Origin of the sequence: Pseudarthrobacter sp. efr-133-R2A-89 (genome assembly GCF_030209315.1) — a bacterium.
Taxonomy (GTDB): Bacteria; Actinomycetota; Actinomycetes; order Actinomycetales; family Micrococcaceae; genus Arthrobacter.
The window spans coordinates 137,755-154,054 of the sequence record NZ_JARVSE010000006.1 but is presented as its reverse complement, the minus strand read 5'-3'; the positions used below and the strand labels follow the sequence as shown (position 1 = coordinate 154,054).

Genomic DNA, 16,300 nt, shown 5'->3' with positions numbered 1-16,300 from the left:
CGGCGGGATGCTAGACTGGAGGAACTTGATGTGCAGTGATGCCGCCTGCTCCGGATCTGGAGTTCCTTCCAGGGAGTGGGCTTTCTTCATGTGAGAGGCACATCCTGCGTCGATGAACGCGTTCCATTTGGTCCCGGCCGGCTGTCCCTATGTGCAGCGCCCGGTTGATCACCTGACTTTTCTTCGGCGAAACCCCTGGGCCAACCGGCGCCGGGGGCCGATATCCGCCCGGATACCGCCAGAAAGACCGTAAAAAACTACATGACTACTTTTGCTGCCCTCGGTACTCCCAAGGCCCTTGCAGACACCCTCACCGCGCAGGGAATCGTTGAACCGTTCCCCATCCAGGTGAAGACCCTCCCGGACACCTTGTCCGGCCGTGACGTCCTTGGCCGTGGCCGGACCGGATCCGGTAAAACCATTGCTTTCGCTATCCCGCTTGTAGCAAGACTCGCTGAGCGGGAAGCCAAGTACTTCCGCAAGCCCGGCCGCCCCATGGGCCTGGTCCTGGCACCCACCCGTGAACTGGCCACCCAGATCAACGCCACCATCGAGCCGCTGGCCAAGGCCGCCGGTTTGAACACCACCGTGATCTACGGCGGCATCTCCCAGGCCCGGCAGGAGAAGGCGCTGCGCGCCGGCGTCGACATCGTCATCGCCTGCCCCGGCCGCCTGGAGGACCTGATCCGCCAGCGCATCCTCACCCTCGAAGGCGTGGAGATCACGGTCCTGGACGAGGCCGACCACATGGCAGACCTCGGCTTCCTGCCCGTGGTCAAGAAGCTCATGGACATGACCCCCAGCCAGGGCCAGCGCCTGCTGTTCTCGGCCACCCTGGACAACGGTGTGGACAAGATCGTCCAGCGCTACCTGTCCAACCCGCTCACCCACTCGGTGGACGACCCCCAGGCGGCCGTGACCACCATGGAACACCACGTGCTGGTGGTCAACGACCAGACCGTCAAGAAGCAGCTGATCGTGGAGCTTGCCTCCGGCGCCGGCCGCCGGGTCCTCTTCATGCGGACCAAGCACCACGCCCGCAAGCTGGCCAAGACCCTTACCGACGCCGGGATCCCCGCCGTGGACCTGCACGGCAACCTGTCGCAGAACGCCCGTGACCGCAACCTCGCCGAGTTCTCCAACGGCGACGTCCGCGTCCTGGTCGCCACCGACGTTGCCGCCCGCGGTGTGCACGTCGACGACGTCGAACTGGTCATCCACGTGGACCCGCCCACCGAGCACAAGGCGTACCTGCACCGTTCCGGCCGCACCGCGCGCGCCGGTTCCGACGGCACCGTGGTCACGCTGACCCTGCCGGAGCAGCAGTCCGACGTGAAGAAGCTCATGAAGGCCGCCGGCGTTGACGTCAGTTTTGAACGCGTCACCGCCAGCTCGCCGATCGTGGCGGAACTCGTGGGCGACATTGCCGAAAAGGTCGATCCCCGCACCCGCGCCGCACTGCTGGCGGCCAAGGCTCCCAGGCAGGGTGCCGGCACCTCCACCGGTGCCAACGCCGAGCGCAAGCGTGCACGCCGCCAGGCTGCGCCGAGTGCCGGTGGCCGTGGTGGCCGCGGTGGACGTGGCAAGGTTTCGGCCGAGCCCGCCCGCGGTGACGCCCCCCGTGCTGAGCGCCGTGCCGCAGCCTTCGAAGGCCGGACTGAAGCCCGCGCAGCCTTCGACCGGAACGCGGAGCAGAACGAGGACCGCGCTGTGGCAGCTGCGGCTGCCCGCCGCAATGCCCGCGGCCGCGGCACCGCCTCAACCCACCGCAACGACGTTCCCGCAGCAGGTGGCCGCTCATCGGCCGGCCGCGGTTCCGACGGCCGTGCAGCGGAGGGCCGCGGGGATTCCCGGATCACCCGCAGTGATGCCCCGCGCGGCGGCTCCGGCCGCCCGGCCTCAGGCGGACGCCCGGCGTCCGGCGGGGGACAGCGCAGCGGGCGCCCGGCAACCGGCCAGCGTGCAGCGGCAGGTTCGTCCGGCCAGCGTTCTTCAGGCGCCGGCGGCAGCAAGGCCGTCTGGTCCTCCAACACCGGCGGAACCTCAGGCGGCTCCTACGGCTCCGGCAGCGGTAGCAACGGCGGCTCGGGCCGTCCCGCCCGCAGCGGCCCCCGCCGCGCGTCGGCTCCGGCGTCGAACGAGCGCCGCGGCCGCTAGAAGCGCTCCTTAACGTACAGCGGTGGTTGAGCTTGTCGGTTTCGACAGGCTCAACCACCGCTGTGTTTAACCCGGATCGCCGCCTGGCTTTACCAGCCGCGGGCACGCCATTCGTCCAGGTGCGGACGTTCGGCACCGAGCGTGGTCGGCTTGCCGTGGCCGGGGTGCACGACGGCGGTGTCCGGGTAGGCGTCGAACAACCGCTCCGTGACGTCGGACAGGAGCTGGGCGAACCGTTCCGGGTCCTTCTCCGTGTTGCCCACCCCGCCGGGGAACAGCGAGTCGCCTGAGAAGATGTGCGCCGGTCCTTCCGGGTCCTGGTACACGAAGGCGATCGAGCCAGGCGTGTGGCCGCGCAGGTGCACGGCGGTGACGTCGAAGCCGTCGAAATTCCCGACGTCCCCGTGGCTTAGGCGCACGTCCACCGGAACCGGCAACGCATCGGCGTCGTCCGCTCCCGCGCCTGTCCTTGCCCCGGTGGCGTCCACCAGTTCCTTCAGCGCCCGCACGTGGTCCCAGTGCTGGTGCGTGGTGGCGATCAGGGCCAGCCTCGGAGCCACGGCTGTGTCCGCGGCGCCGTCCGCGAGCAACTGCCGGATGGCCGGAAGGTCGTCAGCGGCGTCAATGAGCAGCTGCGCGCCGCTTTCCTTGGCGGTCAGCAGGTACACGTTGTTGTCCATTGCGCTGACGGAGATGCTGCGGATGGTGATGGCCGGCAGGTCGTAGAGAAGTGAGTCCATGGCTTCAGTCTAGGGACGGGCTACAGGCCCAGCGGCAAGGCAGTGGAGTAGACCTGCTTGGACGGCGGGGCCGCCAGGATTTCGTGCAGCGCGTTTTTTCCTTCGGGTGTAGTGCGCCAGGCGGCGTAGTCGTCGTGGTCCTGCGTGGTGGCCCAGGTTTCCACGACCAGGATGTGGCAGGGGTCCGCGTCATCCACCAGCGCTTCGATGCCCTGGTTCCCGGGCCACGCGCGGGTGGCCGCGAGCGTTTCGGACAGGTACTTTGCGGCGTCGTCGCGGCGGGCGGGGTCGATCCGGACTTCGAAATGGACGATGGCAGGCATGAGGCTCCTTGGCATGGGCATGGGCATGGGCGTGGCACGGCCGGCTGGCCGGTACCCACTGCGTGCAACATGGCTGCAAGCCGCTTTCTTCCCGACGTTGCCGGGCCCGAATCCCGGTGTGACCTGCGGCTGAAGCCGCCGTGAGGAGATTCATAAAAGTGGGCCTTTTGCTGATCCGGTTGTTAGCGTCGAAAGTCAAGCCAGACTCTTTGCGACGCCGGCTGAGTGCTTTTCCCCAGTCAGTACCAAGCACGTGGAACCGGCGTCCGGACCGCAGCCTCAAAACTGAAATGGGATCCAATGAGCCAAAAAGCAGCACCCCCCGTGGGCACCGCGGGGCTTGAAACACCGGACCGGAAGCCGCCGGCGGGCGCCGGGACCGGCCACGGAACAGGCAGCCCGGAGGCCAGGACCCGGGTCAACAAAACGGTCTTCCTCGGTTCCGCCGTCGGCGTGGTGGGCATTGCCCTCTGGGCGATTCTTGCCAAGGACAACGCCGACGCCGTCATCGGGTCCATGGTGGGCTGGGTGTCCACCAACATGGGCTGGTACTACTTCCTGATCGTCACCGCCGTGGTCATCTTCGTCCTGGTCGCCGCGCTGTCCCGGGTGGGCAAGACCAAGCTCGGGCCGGACCACTCCAAGCCGCAGTTCGGGATGTTCACCTGGGCGGCCATGCTGTTCGCGGCAGGCATCGGCATCGACTTGATGTTCTTTTCCGTGTCCGAACCCGTCAGCCAGTACCTTGCCCCGCCGCAAGGCGGCGGTGGTACCCCGGAAGCCGCACGACAGGCCCTGGTGTGGACCCTGTTCCACTACGGCATCACCGGCTGGGCCCTGTACGCCCTGATGGGGCTCGCCCTCGGCTACTTCTCCTACCGCCACAACCTGCCACTCAGCATCCGCTCCGCGCTCTACCCCATCTTCGGCAAGAAGATCGAGGGGCCCATGGGGCACGCGGTGGATATCGCTGCCCTGCTCGGCACCATCTTCGGCATCGCCACGTCCCTGGGCATCGGCGTCGTCCAGCTGAACTACGGGCTGAACTTCATGTTCGGCATCCCGGAAAACCTGGCCGTGCAGATCGGACTGATCGTGCTGTCCGTGGTGATGGCAACGGTCTCCGTCGTGTCCGGCGTCGAAAAGGGCATCCGCCGGCTCTCGGAACTGAACGTCGTCCTGGCGGTGGCCCTGATGCTGTTCGTGCTGGTGACCGGCAAGACCAGCTTCCTGCTGGACGGGATCGTCCAGAACGTCGGCGACGTCATGAGCCGGTTCCCGGGCATGACCCTGGACACCTTCGCCTATGACCGTCCCACGGACTGGATGAACGCCTGGACCCTGTTCTTTTGGGCGTGGTGGATCGCCTGGGCCCCGTTCGTTGGCCTGTTCCTGGCCCGGATCTCCCGTGGCCGCACCATCAGGCAGTTCGTCCTGGGCACCATGACCGTCCCGTTCATCTTCATCGTGCTGTGGATCTCCATCTTCGGAAACTCCAGCCTCGACCTGATCATGAACGGCAACGCAGCGTTCGGCGAGGCGGCCATGAGCCACCCGGAACGCGGCTTCTACAGCCTGCTGGAACAGTTTCCGGCCGTCCCGGTTACCGCCGCCGTGGCCACGTTCACGGGCCTGCTGTTCTATGTGACCTCGGCCGATTCCGGCGCGCTGGTCATGTCCAACTTCACCTCGCACCTGAAGGACGCGGACTCGGACGGCCCCGAGTGGATGCGCGTTTTCTGGGCCGTGGCCACCGGCTTGCTGACCCTGGCCATGCTGACCGTTGGCGGGGTGACCACGCTGCAGAACGCCACGATCGTCATGGGACTGCCGCTGTCCCTGCTGCTGGTGCTGATCATGCTGGGCCTGTACAAGGCCCTCCGGGTGGAGAACTCGCTCAATGACAGCTACCGGGCGAGCCTGCCGGGCATCATTACCGGCCGGGCGGCGGACCAGCGTGCCGGCCGGACCTGGCGGCAGCGGCTGGTCCGGGCCATGAACTACCCGGGCCGCAAGCAGACCATCCGGTTCGCCGAAACCGTGGCCATTCCGGCGCTGGAGGAAGTGGAAGCGGAACTGCGCGAGCAGGGCGCCGAAACAACGCTGGCCATCACCACGGTGGAGGCCTGCGGGATTCCGAGCATCGACCTGCAGCTGGCCATGGGGGAGGAGCGTGCGTTCAAGTACCAGATCTACCCGGTCCGGTACGAGACCCCCAGCTACGCCACCCGCCGGGCGGATCCGGATGACCACTACTACCGGATGGAAGTGTTCGCACAGGAGGGAAGCCACGGCTACGACCTCATGGGCTACACCAGGGAACAGGTCATCACGGATGTCCTGGACCACTACGAACAGCACCTCGAATTCCTGCACCTGAACCGTGCAGCGCCCGGAATCACCCTCCTCGTGGAGGACCAGGTGGCAAAAGACAATTGGGAATCCGACTTCGACATGCAGGAGGAAACTAAGTGAGCACGTCAACGCTTTTCATCGGCGGCAGTTGGGTTGCAGCGTCCGACGGCGGCACCCGGGACATCCACTGCCCCGCGGACGGGCAGCTGGTCGGGACCGTTGCGGAAGCAACAGCAGGGGACGCCGAGCGCGCCGTGCACGCGGCCAGGACGGCGTTCGACGCCGGGGAATGGGCAGGCACCTCGGCACTGGAGCGGGGCTCGTTCCTGCTGGGGGTCGCCGCCAGGCTGCGGGAACGGAAGGATGACTTCGCCCGCGCCGAGACGCTGGACACCGGCAAGCGACTGGTGGAAAGCGAAATCGACATGGACGACATCGCCAACTGCTTTGAGTACTTCGGCAAGCTGGCCGGCCAGGACTCCGGACGGGTGGTGGACGCGGGCAGCCGCACCGTGGTCAGCCGGATCGAATACGAGCCCGTGGGCGTGTGCTCGCTGATCGCGCCGTGGAACTACCCGCTGCTCCAGGCCGCCTGGAAAATTGCGCCCGCCCTGGCCGCCGGCTGCAGCTTCGTCCTCAAACCCAGCGAACTGACGCCGCACACCTCCATCCTGATGATGGAAGTCCTGCAGGAACTGGGCCTGCCCGCCGGCGTCGCGAACCTTGTCCTGGGCGACGGCAAGATCGTGGGGCCCGTCCTCTCCGGCCACCCTGAGGTTGACCTGGTCTCCTTCACCGGCGGCCTGGAGACCGGGAAAGCCATCGCGGCCTCGGCAGCTGCCACCGTCAAGAAAGTGGCGCTGGAACTGGGCGGCAAGAATCCGAACATCATCTTCGCGGACGCCGACTTCGACGCCGCCCTGGACAACGCGCTCAACGCCGCCTTCGTGCACTCCGGGCAGGTCTGCTCCGCCGGTGCACGCCTGGTGGTTGAGGAGTCCATTGCGGAGAAGTTCGTGGCCGAACTGGTCCGCCGGGCCGAAAAGATCCGGCTGGGTGGTCCGTTCGATCCCGACGCCGAGACCGGCCCGCTGATCTCTGCAGCGCACCGGGACAAGGTCACCGCCTACGTGGAGAAGGGCATCGCCGAAGGTGCCCGGCTGCGGTGCGGCGGCGCCTGGGGCGGCGGGGAGCTCGAGAAGGGCTTCTACTACCTGCCCACCGTCCTGGACCAGGTCAAGAGCGGCATGTCCGTGGTGGTTGACGAGGCGTTCGGGCCGGTGGTCACGGTGGAAACCTTCAACACCGAGGCGGAGGCCATCAGGATCGGCAACGACACCCACTACGGCCTGGCCGGTGCCGTCTGGTCCCAGGATGCCGGGAAGGCCCAGCGGGTTGCCCGGGCGCTGCGCCACGGAACCATCTGGATCAACGATTTCCACCCCTACCTGCCGCAGGCGGAGTGGGGCGGCTTCGGCCAGTCGGGCGTGGGCCGCGAACTGGGCCCCACTGGCCTGGCCGAATACCAGGAAGCCAAGCACGTCTACCAGAACATCGATCCGCAGGTCACCGGCTGGTTCAGCGACCATGCCGCCGCTGCAGAGGGGAAGTAGGACACATGGCAAGCGAAGCAAAGACAGAGTTCGACTACATCGTGATCGGCGGCGGTTCCGCCGGCGCCGCCGTGGCATCCCGCCTGAGCGAGGACCCGTCGGTGGACGTTGCCCTGGTGGAAGCCGGGCCGGATGACCGCAACATTCCCGAGATCCTGCAGCTGGACCGCTGGATGGAGCTGCTGGAATCCGGCTACGACTGGGACTACCCTATCGAGGAGCAGGAGAACGGCAACTCCTTCATGCGGCATGCCCGCGCCAAAGTGATGGGCGGGTGTTCCAGCCACAACTCCTGCATTGCGTTCTGGGCGCCCCGGGAAGACATTGACGAGTGGGAGAAGAAGTTCGGCGCCGCCGGCTGGAACTCCGGGACGGCCTACCGGCTGTACAAGCAGCTCGAAACCAACGAGGACGCCGGCCCGGACGCGCCGCACCACGGCGACAGCGGCCCCGTCCACCTCATGAACGTTCCGGCCACGGACCCCACCGGCCGCGCCATGCTGGAAGCCTGCGAACAGGCGGGCATCCCCAAGGCACACTTCAACACCGGCGACACCGTGATCAACGGCGCAGGCTTCTTCCAGATCAACCGCCGCGCCGACGGCACCCGGTCCTCCAGCTCGGTGTCCTACATCCACCCGATCATGGACCGGAAGAACTTCACCCTGCTGACCGGGCTGCGCGCCAAGGAACTGACGTTTGACGGTACCAACCGCTGCACCGGCGTGGCCGTGGTGGACAACGCCTTCGCCAAAACACACCAGCTCACCGCAAGGTCCGAAGTGATCGTCTCCACGGGCGCCATCGACTCGCCCAAGCTGCTTCTGCTGTCCGGGATTGGCCCGGCCGCGCAACTGGAAGAGTTCGGCATCCCCGTTCGCGTTGATTCCCCCGGCGTGGGCGAGCACCTGCAGGACCACCCCGAGGGCGTCATCCAGTGGGAGGCCAAGCAGCCCATGACCAAGACGTCCACCCAGTGGTGGGAGGCCGGCATCTTCACCACCACCGAAGAGGGCCTGGACCGGCCGGATCTGATGTTCCACTACGGTTCGGTTCCGTTCGACATGCATACCCTGCGCCAGGGTTTCCCCACCACGGAGAACGGCTTCTGCCTGACCCCCAACGTTACCCACGCCCGTTCCCGCGGCACGGTGAAGCTGCGCAGCAAGGACTTCCGGGACAAGCCCAAAGTGGATCCGCGCTACTTCACCGACCCGGACGGCCACGACATGCGCGTCATGACCGCGGGAATCCGCAAGGCCCGCGAGATCGCCGCGCAGCCTGCACTCGCTGACTGGGTGGGCACCGAGCTGTACCCGGGCGACGCCATCCAGACCGACGAGGAGATCGCCGACTACATCCGCAAGACCCACAACACCGTGTACCACCCCGCGGGGACGGTGCGGATGGGCGCGGCCGACGACGTCATGTCGCCGCTCGATCCCGAGTTGCGGGTCAAGGGGGTCACCGGCCTCCGGGTGGCGGATGCGTCCGTGATGCCCGAGCTGACCACGGTGAACCCGAACATCACCACGATGATGATCGGAGAACGCTGCGCGGAGCTGGTCCGCGCGGCACGCAGCGCCTGATCCCCGCGGCCTGGCCAAAAGGGCGGCTCCCTCTGGGGGAGCCGCCCTTTGCCGTATCCGGCCGGCCGGTTACTCGCGCCCTTCGGACACCCAAGTGGGGTTCGCGGACCGGGAACCGACGACGGCGTCCGATGCCGCGGCAAGGACGGCCAGGTGGGCCGGGGTAAGGTCCAGGCCCAAGGCGCCAAGGTTCTCGTCGATCCGGGCCGCCTTCCGGGTCCCGGGGATGGGGACGACGGGCAGGCCAAGCTGCCTGCCCTGGGCGAAGAGCCACGCCAAGGCAACCTGCGCCGGCGTGGCATCCAACTGTTCCGCAACGGACCGGACGGTGTCCACCACCGCCTGGTTGGCGCTTGCGGCATCGGGGGCGAAGCGCGGGATATTCCGGCGGAAGTCCTTCTCGCCCAGGCTCGACGTATCCACGGTGCCGGTGAGGAAGCCGCGGCCCAGCGGGGAGTAGGGGACAAAGCCCACACCCAGCTCTGCAGCGGCCGGAACCACGTTGCGTTCCACATCCCGGCTCCAGATGGACCACTCGCTCTGGACGGCGGAGATCGGGTGCACGGCGGAGGCGTCCTGGAGCTCCTGTGCCGTCACCTCGGACAGGCCCAGGTGCTTGACCTTGCCCTGCTGCACCAGCTCCGCCATGGCGCCCACTGTTTCCTCGATGGGGACCCTCACGTCGCGGCGGTGCATGTAGTACAGGTCGATGACCTCGGTGCCCAGCCGCTGCAGGCTGCGGTCCACAGCCTGGCGAACGTATTCCGCATCGCCCCGGATGTCCGTGTAGCCGTCCGCCGGGTTGCCCACCAGTGCGAACTTGGTGGCCAGTTGGATCTCGTCCCGCCGCTCCTTGAGGAGCTGGGAGATCAGTTCCTCGTTGCTGCCGCCGCCGTAAATGTCCGCGGTGTCGATGAAACTGACACCGGCATCGACTGCGTGGTGCAGCGTCCGGAGCGCCTCAGCGGGGTCAACGTCGCCGTAGACCGGGGTGAGGGCCATGCCGCCGAAGCCCAGGGGGCTGACGGCCAGGCCGTCGCCGAGCTGGACCGGTTGGCCGTGGTCAGTGGGGGTGTGTGCCATGGGTGCTCCTGTTCGGTTCCTGCGGTGTGGAGAGGGGGTCGTTACAGCCAGGGGATGATCCGGTCGGCCGCCTGCCGGCCGGCCTGGATCAGCCGCGCGTTTGCTTCATCAGGTCCGGTGGCCCAGGCCACGGCGGCCGCACGGTCCATGCCGAATGACACGTGCCGGTCCACCAGCCGCTGCAGGCGGAGTGCGGGCGGAGTTTCAAGGAACCATACTTCGTCCAGCTGCGCCCGCACCTCCTTCCACGGCTCCTGCACGGCCAGCAGGTAGTTGCCCTCGGTGATGACCAGCGGGACGTCCGCGGGCACCGCAATCGAGGCAGCCACCGGCTCGTCCAGGGTGCGGCGGAATTCCGGTGCGTACACCACCGCCTCGTCCCGGCGCGCCAGGCGGCGCAGCAGCGAAAGGTAGCCGCCGCCGTCGAACGTATCAATGGCTCCTTTGCGCTCCCTCAGCGGCGTCCCCTCAATGATCGCGTTGCCCAGGTGGAAGCCGTCCATCGGGACCACCACCGCCGTACCGGGGCTGAACTGCTCCTGCAGCCATGCGGCAAAGGTGGACTTCCCGGATCCCGGCGCGCCCGCGATGCCCAGGATGGTGCGCGTCTCCGGCGCCAGCCTGCGCCGGAGCGCCTCGACGGCCTGGGCGATCTCGGGGGAGTCCATGGCAAGAGCCTAGTCACTGCTGCGCGCGGCCGCCTGGTCCTTCGCGGGAAGGGCCTTCAGGCCGGCGGCACAACCCACGATGCCGGCAATGAACAGGAGCTTCAGGACGCTGAAGGGCTCTACGCCCGTGATCATCGCCCAGCCGACCGTCAACGAAGCACCGATGCCCACCCAGACCGCGTAGGCCGTGCCAAGCGGAATGCTCCGGATGGCCATGCCCAGGCCCAGCATGCTCAGGGCCGCCGTGACGGCGAAAACGACCGTGGGGAGGGGCTTGCTGAAGCCCTCGGACAAGCCCAGGGCGGTGGCCCAGACAGCTTCCAGCACCGCGGAGGCCAGAAGTACCAGCCAGGGAACTGAGCGGTTCACGGTTACGCCACCACCTTCAGGCCGACCACGCACGCGGCGATGCCGGTGAGCAGCGCCAGCCGGGCCGCCGTCGGGCGTTCAACCCTGGTGGCCATGGCGTAGGCGGAGGTCAGGACGACGCCGACCCCCACCCAGACGGCGTAGGCCGTTCCGGTGGGGATGGACTGCATGGCGATCGCGAGGCCGCCGGTGCTCGCCGCGACGGCCACAAGGAACACAGCCGCGGGCGCGAGTCGGCGGCGGCCGGAAACCTGGGCGGACCGGTGCAGGGCGGCTGCCCAGACGGCCTCGAGGGCGCCGGAAAGAAGAAGGATTATCCACGACATGACCAGATCCTTTGGCCAGTCTTGTCGCGTGCCGGGTACTGAACCGTCGTCCGGAGGCTCTGGTGCGGAGCCTTGGATTCCAGCGTAGCAACGCACGACGCCGGGCGGCCACCGATGGTGCCCAACCTCACCATGCGGGGGGCTTTACCCGGCGGTCTCCAGCGGGTCGACCGACACCACTGCCAGGAAGCCCCGGCCCAGGATCTCCGGGCTGTTGGCGTCGGATCCGGCCACGGCGTCGTAGCGGCCCAGTTCCACCGGGTTGGTGTCCGCCTGCCCGCTGCCGCCTTCACTGACCACAGCCTGGCCCTGCAGCAGCACCGCCAGCTGGCCGTCGAACACCGGATGGGCCCGCTTCTTGGACAGCTCGATGATGGAGGTGTACCCCTTGTATGCCGCGGCGCAGGTGATGACGTTCAGGTCCCGGATGTCTCCGGTGGGCAGTGACCCTGTTGTGGCCGCGCCGCCGTCGAACCGGAAGGGACGGTATTTCTCCAACGGCTGCTCTGCGCCGTCCACCGTGAGCAGCAGCAGTTCCCCCTCGATCACGGTCAGGACCCGTTCCATGCCGGGGAACGCGGAAAAGTCACCTGCCTTGGTGACGTCCGCGATGCTCACCCGCCAATCCCAGCCCCCGTCGGACGAGTCCTGGCGCGCGATTTCCCTCGTCACCCCGCCCCCGTTGCGCCATGGTTCGGCCTTGAGCCCTGAGAAGCGGATGATCAGCATCAGCCCAGCCTAGTTCCCAAGCCCGGCAGGTTCAGGGTCCGGCGTCGCAGGTTGCGTCCCGTCCTGCTAATCTCCTCCGGGGGGTCATCACGAAAACAGCCTGAAGGAGCCGGGAATGTTCGTCAAAGTGTGTGGTCTCAGTACGCCCGAATCGGTCCGCGCGGCGGTGGAAGCAGGGGCCGACGCCGTAGGTTTCGTGCTCACCGCCAGCCCCCGGGTGGTTTCACCCTCCCAGGCCGCCTCCCTCTTGTCGGAGGTTCCCGCCGGAGTGCGCCCGATCGGCGTGTTCCGCGACGAACCCGTGGTTGACGCCGTCGCCATCGCGCGCGCGGCGGGCCTTGAATGGATCCAGCTGCACGGGAACCGCTCCCGGGCGGACGTGGCAACGGTGCATAACGCCGGCATGAAGCTGGTCCGGGCCATCACCATGGGTGCCTCCGGCGATGAATTCGAAGACTGGGGCGAGGACCTGCTCCTGATTGATGCGGCGGCGCCGGGCTCCGGCGAGTCCTGGGACTACGCCTCCGTGGCGGCGTTGCCGGTGCTGCAGGGCCGGGAATGGCTGCTTGCCGGCGGCCTGGACGCGGCCAACGTGGGCCAGGCGTCCGCCGATGCCCAGGCCTGGGGCGTGGACGTCTCCTCGGGCGTCGAAGCGACCCGCGGCGTGAAGGACCTGGCAAAGGTCCGTGCCTTCGTGCAGGCCGCCAAGGCAACCGCCGCCGTCTAGTCGCCCGGCTCAGGGCAAGATCAGGGGAGTCCCCTACCTATTTGCCGGAGGTCCGGGGGCAGAATGGGTGCATGAAGACACTTCTGAACGTTATCTGGCTGGTTTTTGGCGGCTTCTGGCTTGCCTTGGGCTATTTCCTTGCGGGCGTGGTCTGCTGCGTGCTGATCGTCACCATCCCCTGGGGCATCGCATCCTTCCGGATCGCTGCCTACACGCTCTGGCCCTTCGGCCGGATGGTGGTTGACCGGCCCGGCGGCAACGGTGTCTTCTCGCTGCTGGGCAACGTGATCTGGCTGCTCGTCGCCGGCATCTGGATCGCCATCGGCCATGTGCTCACGGCGTTCGCCATGGCGATGACCATCGTAGGCATCCCGCTGGCCATCGCCAACCTCAAGCTGATCCCGGTGTCCCTGATGCCTCTGGGCAAGCAGATCGTGCCTTCCAACAGGCCGTTCGCCAGCAACTACCGCTAAGGATCAGTGCGCCGGCGGCAGGGGCCGGAACACCCCGTCCTGCAGGATGGCCACGGACCCGCTGTCGTCCAGTTCGGCCGCGATGTCCACGTCCTCCGCGTAGCCGGCGCCGGTCAGCTCGCGGCCGCTGGAGCACCGTAACAGCACCTCACGCAGGCGCGGCTCGGCGGCTTCGAAAACGGCCATCGCCGCCACGGCTTCCGGAGCATAGCCGTGCCTGCCGTCGCCGGCTTCGTAGCCGCCCTTCCCGGCGGCGGCCAACCCTGCGATGAAAGCTCCGGCCCCGATCTGGTCCTCCACGGCGGCCCGGAGGGTACGGTCCTGCCACCGCTCACCGGCCGCAACCACCGCCACCACCGCGTCGCCGGGAAGGTTGGCCGACACCCAGTCCGCCGTGGCCGCGGCGTTGCGGAGGCACACCGCGGCCACCAGTGGAACCTCGCCTGCCAGTTCATGGCACAGTTCAGAGCCGTTGGGGGACGGCAGGACGATCCGGTCCAGCGTTTCTGCGCTGCGCAGGCTTGCGGGGGAGAGGCTCAGCCCCCCGCCGTCGCGGGGGCCTGCCAGCTGCGCATGGTGGTGGGCGGCGAAGTCTTCGGCCCTGGTGTCGCGCCAAGGGAACGGGAAGACCTCCGCGTTCCGGTCCAGTGCCACGCTGACGCAGGTGCTGAAGGACAGGACGTCCACCACCACCGCGATATCCGCACCCGGGGCCACGGTCCTGGCGCCGTTCAGTCCCCAGTCAAGCCGCACCTCGAAAGGGAGCTGCCGGTGCGCGGCGTTCGCTGAGTGCGTATGCCTCGGCGTGGAGCGGGGAGCGTTCATGCCAGTTCGCCTTTCAGGTTGCGGTGCGCGGCGTCCAGCCACAGTTCCCTGGCGCGGCGGTGGCGGAAGAGCGGGTCCAGTTCCAGCAGGTGGCGCACGACGGCGGCCCGGCCGGCAGCGAAGTCGGCGTCGCCGACGTGCGCGTAGTCCTTCCTGACGGCCGCGACGTAACGGGCGTATTCCTCCGGTTCCCCGCCCAGGATGGACAGGTCCGCGTCACACAGGAGGGCGCCGTCGTCGTCTCCGGGTTCGGGACGGTGGTCCGATGTCAGCAGGACCAGCCGGACCACCTCCGCCACGTCCGCCTCAGGCAGGCCGGCGGCGGTGAGCCGGTCCTCGGCCAGCCGGGCGGATTCTTCCTCGTCCTGTCCCGCCGCGCCCCGGTACACGGCGTCGTGGAACCAGGCTGCCAGCAGTACGGTCCGCGGTGCCTCGGCCGGCTCGGTGAGCAGGTCCAGTGCCTCCAGGACGGAGAGCAGGTGGGTGCAGCCGTGGTAGTGGCGGTGGGGTTCGCTCCAGCGGTCCAGCAGGTCCAGGAAGAGGGCATCGTGCCCGGGCATGATGGCTTCCCAGCGGTTCAGCAGCGGTACTTTCAACGATTTGTTCCGCCGGCGTGCCGGTATCCGCAGTCCACTGGCGATCAGCTTGCGGACCAGGAGCCTGGCTTCCACAGGGACGGCCCCCGCCGCCACCAGCTCGTCGAAGCGGCGCTCCGGGACGTCGTAGTGGTCGCCGTCGAATGCCCGCTCGGGGATTCCCGCGGCAGCAGCGAACGCGTGAAGCTCGTCCAGCGACGTATCGGACACCAGGTGCGAGAAGTGCGTACCGTGTGCAGGCCACAATGGCGGGTCGATGTAGATGGCCATGGAAGGAGTCTAGTGCTGCCCCTGGGCGGTAGCCTGGCGGCCCTGCGCTCCAGTCATATTCCTCATTTGCGCAGATGAGACGACCTTACATTCGCATTTGCGGATTAGGATTGCCGCATGGCCCTTATCCGCGTTTCATAAGCTGCCCGTTTCCTGGGTGTGAGCGACGATACCGTCCGCCGATGGACCGATCATGGAACACTGACGCCGTTCCGCGACGAGTCCGGCCGGCTGGCCGTCGACGGGCTGGAGCTCGCCACGCATGCCCGGAAGCTGGCCCAGCTCCCGGATGATCCGCAACGCGGCGGCAGCTCGGCCCGAAACCGGTTCGTCGGCCTCGTCACGAACGTCATCGCCGACAAAGTCATGGCCCAGGTGGAGCTGCAGTGCGGGCCGTTCCGGGTGGTATCCCTCATGAGCAGCGAAGCCGTGCGCGATCTTGGGCTGGAGCCCGGTGCCGTCGCCACCGCAGTGGTCAAGGCAACAACAGTCATCATCGAATCCCCGAAAGGCCGGGCCACCGCATGAGCAAGCAATCTGTCCGCCCGGTTGCGTCCACCGTCCGGCCGGCCGTCCTCCCGCTGGCGGTACTTTTACTGGCCGTCCTCTCCGGCTGCGCGCCGGCAGGAGGGCCGGCCGCGGGCCCCACGTCCGCTGCGGCCGCCGGTTCCGGCGCGCCAACAGGAACCATCACGGTCTTCGCGGCAGCCTCCCTCAAGGCCACCTTCACCGAGCTGGCGCACACCTTCGAAACGGAAAACCCCGGAACGGCGGTCACGTTGAGCTTCGCGGGATCCTCGGACCTTGCCAGCCAGATTAACCAGGGCGCCCCCGCCGACGTCTTCGCCTCGGCTGACACGGCCAACATGAAGAAACTGCAGGACGCCGGCCTGGCTGACGGCACGCCCCGCAACTTCGCCACCAACACCCTGGCCATTGCGGTTCCGCCGGGTAATCCGGCCGGAATTTCGGCGCTGAAGGACCTGGCGCGGCCGGGGGTCAAGCTGGTGGTCTGCGCCAAGCAGGTCCCGTGCGGGGCAGCGGCGGCAAAGGTGGCGGGCACGGCAGGGATTACGCTGGCCCCCGTCAGTGAGGAAAATGCCGTCACCGACGTCCTGGGCAAGGTCACGTCGGGCGAGGCCGACGCGGGCTTGGTGTACGGCACGGATGTCCGGGCGGCCGGCGCAAAGGTGGCGGGCATCGAATTTCCTGAGTCGCAGGGCGCCGTTAATACCTACCCCATCGCGGGCGTGGCCAGTGGCCGGAACAAGGCGGCCGCGCAGGCCTTCATTGGCCTGGTGACCGGCGCGGAAGGGCAAAAGGTCCTGGCCGCGGCGGGATTCGGACCCGGGGTTCCATAATGCCGGGAAGTATCCCCGCGGCAGTAGTGTGGGGCCAGGCGCGCACCGTGGCTTGAGCCAGGGGCGCCTCTGGCAGACCCGTCCAGATACCCATTG

General features: G+C 67.8%; 17 protein-coding genes and 1 riboswitch. Of the genes, 8 read left to right on the top strand and 9 right to left on the bottom strand.

Going from position 1 to position 16,300, the window contains the following annotated elements:
• Window positions 1-261 precede the first annotated feature (261 nt).
• On the top strand, window positions 262-2,157 hold the full coding sequence (locus QRM95_RS12370) for a DEAD/DEAH box helicase (protein WP_285247883.1): 1,896 nt from the start codon (window positions 262-264) through the stop codon (window positions 2,155-2,157).
• Between the two features lie 89 nt (window positions 2,158-2,246).
• On the opposite strand, the gene QRM95_RS12365 is transcribed toward QRM95_RS12370, so the two are convergent.
• Both QRM95_RS12365 and QRM95_RS12360 read right to left on the bottom strand, forming a co-directional pair.
• On the bottom strand, window positions 2,247-2,897 hold the full coding sequence (locus QRM95_RS12365; protein ID WP_285247882.1) for an MBL fold metallo-hydrolase: 651 nt from the start codon (window positions 2,895-2,897) through the stop codon (window positions 2,247-2,249).
• A 20-nt stretch (window positions 2,898-2,917) separates the two neighbouring features.
• Window positions 2,918-3,220 carry a putative quinol monooxygenase gene (locus QRM95_RS12360; RefSeq protein ID WP_285247881.1) on the bottom strand — a complete coding sequence of 101 codons (303 nt, stop codon included), beginning with the start codon at window positions 3,218-3,220 and terminating at the stop codon, window positions 2,918-2,920.
• 300 nt (window positions 3,221-3,520) lie between these two features.
• Here QRM95_RS12360 and betT point away from each other — a divergent pair, with 300 nt between their 5' ends.
• The 3 genes from betT to QRM95_RS12345 are packed head-to-tail and all read left to right on the top strand — an operon-like array spanning window position 3,521 to window position 8,777.
• On the top strand, window positions 3,521-5,695 hold the full coding sequence (betT, locus tag QRM95_RS12355) for a choline BCCT transporter BetT (RefSeq protein ID WP_285247880.1): 2,175 nt from the start codon (window positions 3,521-3,523) through the stop codon (window positions 5,693-5,695).
• The gene (locus tag QRM95_RS12350; protein WP_285247879.1) at window positions 5,692-7,188 is read left to right on the top strand and encodes an aldehyde dehydrogenase family protein; all 1,497 of its coding nucleotides are present in this window, start codon (window positions 5,692-5,694) and stop codon (window positions 7,186-7,188) included. Before betT ends, QRM95_RS12350 begins: the two co-directional genes overlap by 4 nt.
• Before the next feature lie 5 nt (window positions 7,189-7,193).
• A complete protein-coding gene (locus QRM95_RS12345) occupies window positions 7,194-8,777 on the top strand; it encodes a GMC family oxidoreductase (RefSeq protein ID WP_285247878.1) in 1,584 nt (527 codons plus the stop codon).
• Between the two features lie 69 nt (window positions 8,778-8,846).
• Here the strand turns inward: QRM95_RS12345 and QRM95_RS12340 are convergent, their stop codons facing one another.
• From QRM95_RS12340 to QRM95_RS12320, 5 genes are all read right to left on the bottom strand, one after another.
• Window positions 8,847-9,860, bottom strand: coding sequence for an aldo/keto reductase (locus tag QRM95_RS12340; protein WP_285247877.1), 1,014 nt, complete (start codon window positions 9,858-9,860; stop codon window positions 8,847-8,849).
• 41 nt (window positions 9,861-9,901) lie between these two features.
• Window positions 9,902-10,528: a nucleoside/nucleotide kinase family protein gene (locus tag QRM95_RS12335; RefSeq protein WP_285247876.1), complete on the bottom strand. Its 627-nt coding sequence runs from the start codon at window positions 10,526-10,528 to the stop codon at window positions 9,902-9,904.
• A 9-nt stretch (window positions 10,529-10,537) separates the two neighbouring features.
• The gene (locus tag QRM95_RS12330; RefSeq protein WP_285247875.1) at window positions 10,538-10,897 is read right to left on the bottom strand and encodes a DMT family transporter; all 360 of its coding nucleotides are present in this window, start codon (window positions 10,895-10,897) and stop codon (window positions 10,538-10,540) included.
• 2 nt (window positions 10,898-10,899) lie between these two features.
• A complete protein-coding gene (locus QRM95_RS12325; protein ID WP_285247874.1) occupies window positions 10,900-11,223 on the bottom strand; it encodes a DMT family transporter in 324 nt (107 codons plus the stop codon).
• Between the two features lie 10 nt (window positions 11,224-11,233).
• Window positions 11,234-11,299: riboswitch (guanidine-III (ykkC-III) riboswitch) on the bottom strand.
• A gap of 68 nt (window positions 11,300-11,367) precedes the next feature.
• Window positions 11,368-11,952, bottom strand: coding sequence for a HutD/Ves family protein (locus tag QRM95_RS12320; protein ID WP_285247873.1), 585 nt, complete (start codon window positions 11,950-11,952; stop codon window positions 11,368-11,370).
• Window positions 11,953-12,067: 115 nt separating this feature from the next.
• On the opposite strand from QRM95_RS12320, the gene QRM95_RS12315 reads away from it, so the two are divergent.
• The gene (locus QRM95_RS12315; protein WP_285247872.1) at window positions 12,068-12,679 is read left to right on the top strand and encodes a phosphoribosylanthranilate isomerase; all 612 of its coding nucleotides are present in this window, start codon (window positions 12,068-12,070) and stop codon (window positions 12,677-12,679) included.
• A 71-nt stretch (window positions 12,680-12,750) separates the two neighbouring features.
• Window positions 12,751-13,152: a YccF domain-containing protein gene (locus tag QRM95_RS12310; protein WP_285247871.1), complete on the top strand. Its 402-nt coding sequence runs from the start codon at window positions 12,751-12,753 to the stop codon at window positions 13,150-13,152.
• Between the two features lie 3 nt (window positions 13,153-13,155).
• On the opposite strand, the gene QRM95_RS12305 is transcribed toward QRM95_RS12310, so the two are convergent.
• Together QRM95_RS12305 and QRM95_RS12300 are read right to left on the bottom strand one after the other, a co-directional pair.
• Entirely contained in the window at window positions 13,156-13,977 is an 822-nt protein-coding gene (locus QRM95_RS12305; RefSeq protein WP_285247870.1) for a 2-phosphosulfolactate phosphatase, read from the bottom strand.
• A complete protein-coding gene (locus QRM95_RS12300) occupies window positions 13,974-14,843 on the bottom strand; it encodes a DUF4031 domain-containing protein (RefSeq protein WP_285247869.1) in 870 nt (289 codons plus the stop codon). Before QRM95_RS12300 ends, QRM95_RS12305 begins: the two co-directional genes overlap by 4 nt.
• A 153-nt stretch (window positions 14,844-14,996) precedes the next feature.
• Between QRM95_RS12300 and QRM95_RS12295 the strand changes: the two genes are divergently transcribed.
• Together QRM95_RS12295 and modA are read left to right on the top strand one after the other, a co-directional pair.
• Entirely contained in the window at window positions 14,997-15,371 is a 375-nt protein-coding gene (locus QRM95_RS12295) for a TOBE domain-containing protein (RefSeq protein ID WP_285248026.1), read from the top strand.
• Complete coding sequence (gene modA / locus QRM95_RS12290; RefSeq protein ID WP_285247868.1) at window positions 15,368-16,204, top strand: molybdate ABC transporter substrate-binding protein; 837 nt, start codon at window positions 15,368-15,370, stop codon at window positions 16,202-16,204. The genes QRM95_RS12295 and modA overlap by 4 nt, the downstream gene beginning before the upstream one ends.
• Window positions 16,205-16,300 lie beyond the last annotated feature (96 nt).

What these genes read in the sequence shown, in the direction of transcription:
- QRM95_RS12370 (WP_285247883.1), top strand. Translation starts at nt 262, where the DNA reads ATGACTACTTTTGCTGCCCTCGGTACTCCCAAGGCCCTTGCAGACACC.
- QRM95_RS12365 (WP_285247882.1), bottom strand. Translation starts at nt 2,897, where the DNA reads ATGGACTCACTTCTCTACGACCTGCCGGCCATCACCATCCGCAGCATC.
- QRM95_RS12360 (WP_285247881.1), bottom strand. Translation starts at nt 3,220, where the DNA reads ATGCCTGCCATCGTCCATTTCGAAGTCCGGATCGACCCCGCCCGCCGC.
- betT (WP_285247880.1), top strand. Translation starts at nt 3,521, where the DNA reads ATGAGCCAAAAAGCAGCACCCCCCGTGGGCACCGCGGGGCTTGAAACA.
- QRM95_RS12345 (WP_285247878.1), top strand. Translation starts at nt 7,194, where the DNA reads ATGGCAAGCGAAGCAAAGACAGAGTTCGACTACATCGTGATCGGCGGC.
- QRM95_RS12340 (WP_285247877.1), bottom strand. Translation starts at nt 9,860, where the DNA reads ATGGCACACACCCCCACTGACCACGGCCAACCGGTCCAGCTCGGCGAC.
- QRM95_RS12335 (WP_285247876.1), bottom strand. Translation starts at nt 10,528, where the DNA reads ATGGACTCCCCCGAGATCGCCCAGGCCGTCGAGGCGCTCCGGCGCAGG.
- QRM95_RS12325 (WP_285247874.1), bottom strand. Translation starts at nt 11,223, where the DNA reads ATGTCGTGGATAATCCTTCTTCTTTCCGGCGCCCTCGAGGCCGTCTGG.
- QRM95_RS12320 (WP_285247873.1), bottom strand. Translation starts at nt 11,952, where the DNA reads ATGCTGATCATCCGCTTCTCAGGGCTCAAGGCCGAACCATGGCGCAAC.
- QRM95_RS12315 (WP_285247872.1), top strand. Translation starts at nt 12,068, where the DNA reads ATGTTCGTCAAAGTGTGTGGTCTCAGTACGCCCGAATCGGTCCGCGCG.
- QRM95_RS12310 (WP_285247871.1), top strand. Translation starts at nt 12,751, where the DNA reads ATGAAGACACTTCTGAACGTTATCTGGCTGGTTTTTGGCGGCTTCTGG.
- QRM95_RS12305 (WP_285247870.1), bottom strand. Translation starts at nt 13,977, where the DNA reads ATGAACGCTCCCCGCTCCACGCCGAGGCATACGCACTCAGCGAACGCC.
- QRM95_RS12300 (WP_285247869.1), bottom strand. Translation starts at nt 14,843, where the DNA reads ATGGCCATCTACATCGACCCGCCATTGTGGCCTGCACACGGTACGCAC.
- modA (WP_285247868.1), top strand. Translation starts at nt 15,368, where the DNA reads ATGAGCAAGCAATCTGTCCGCCCGGTTGCGTCCACCGTCCGGCCGGCC.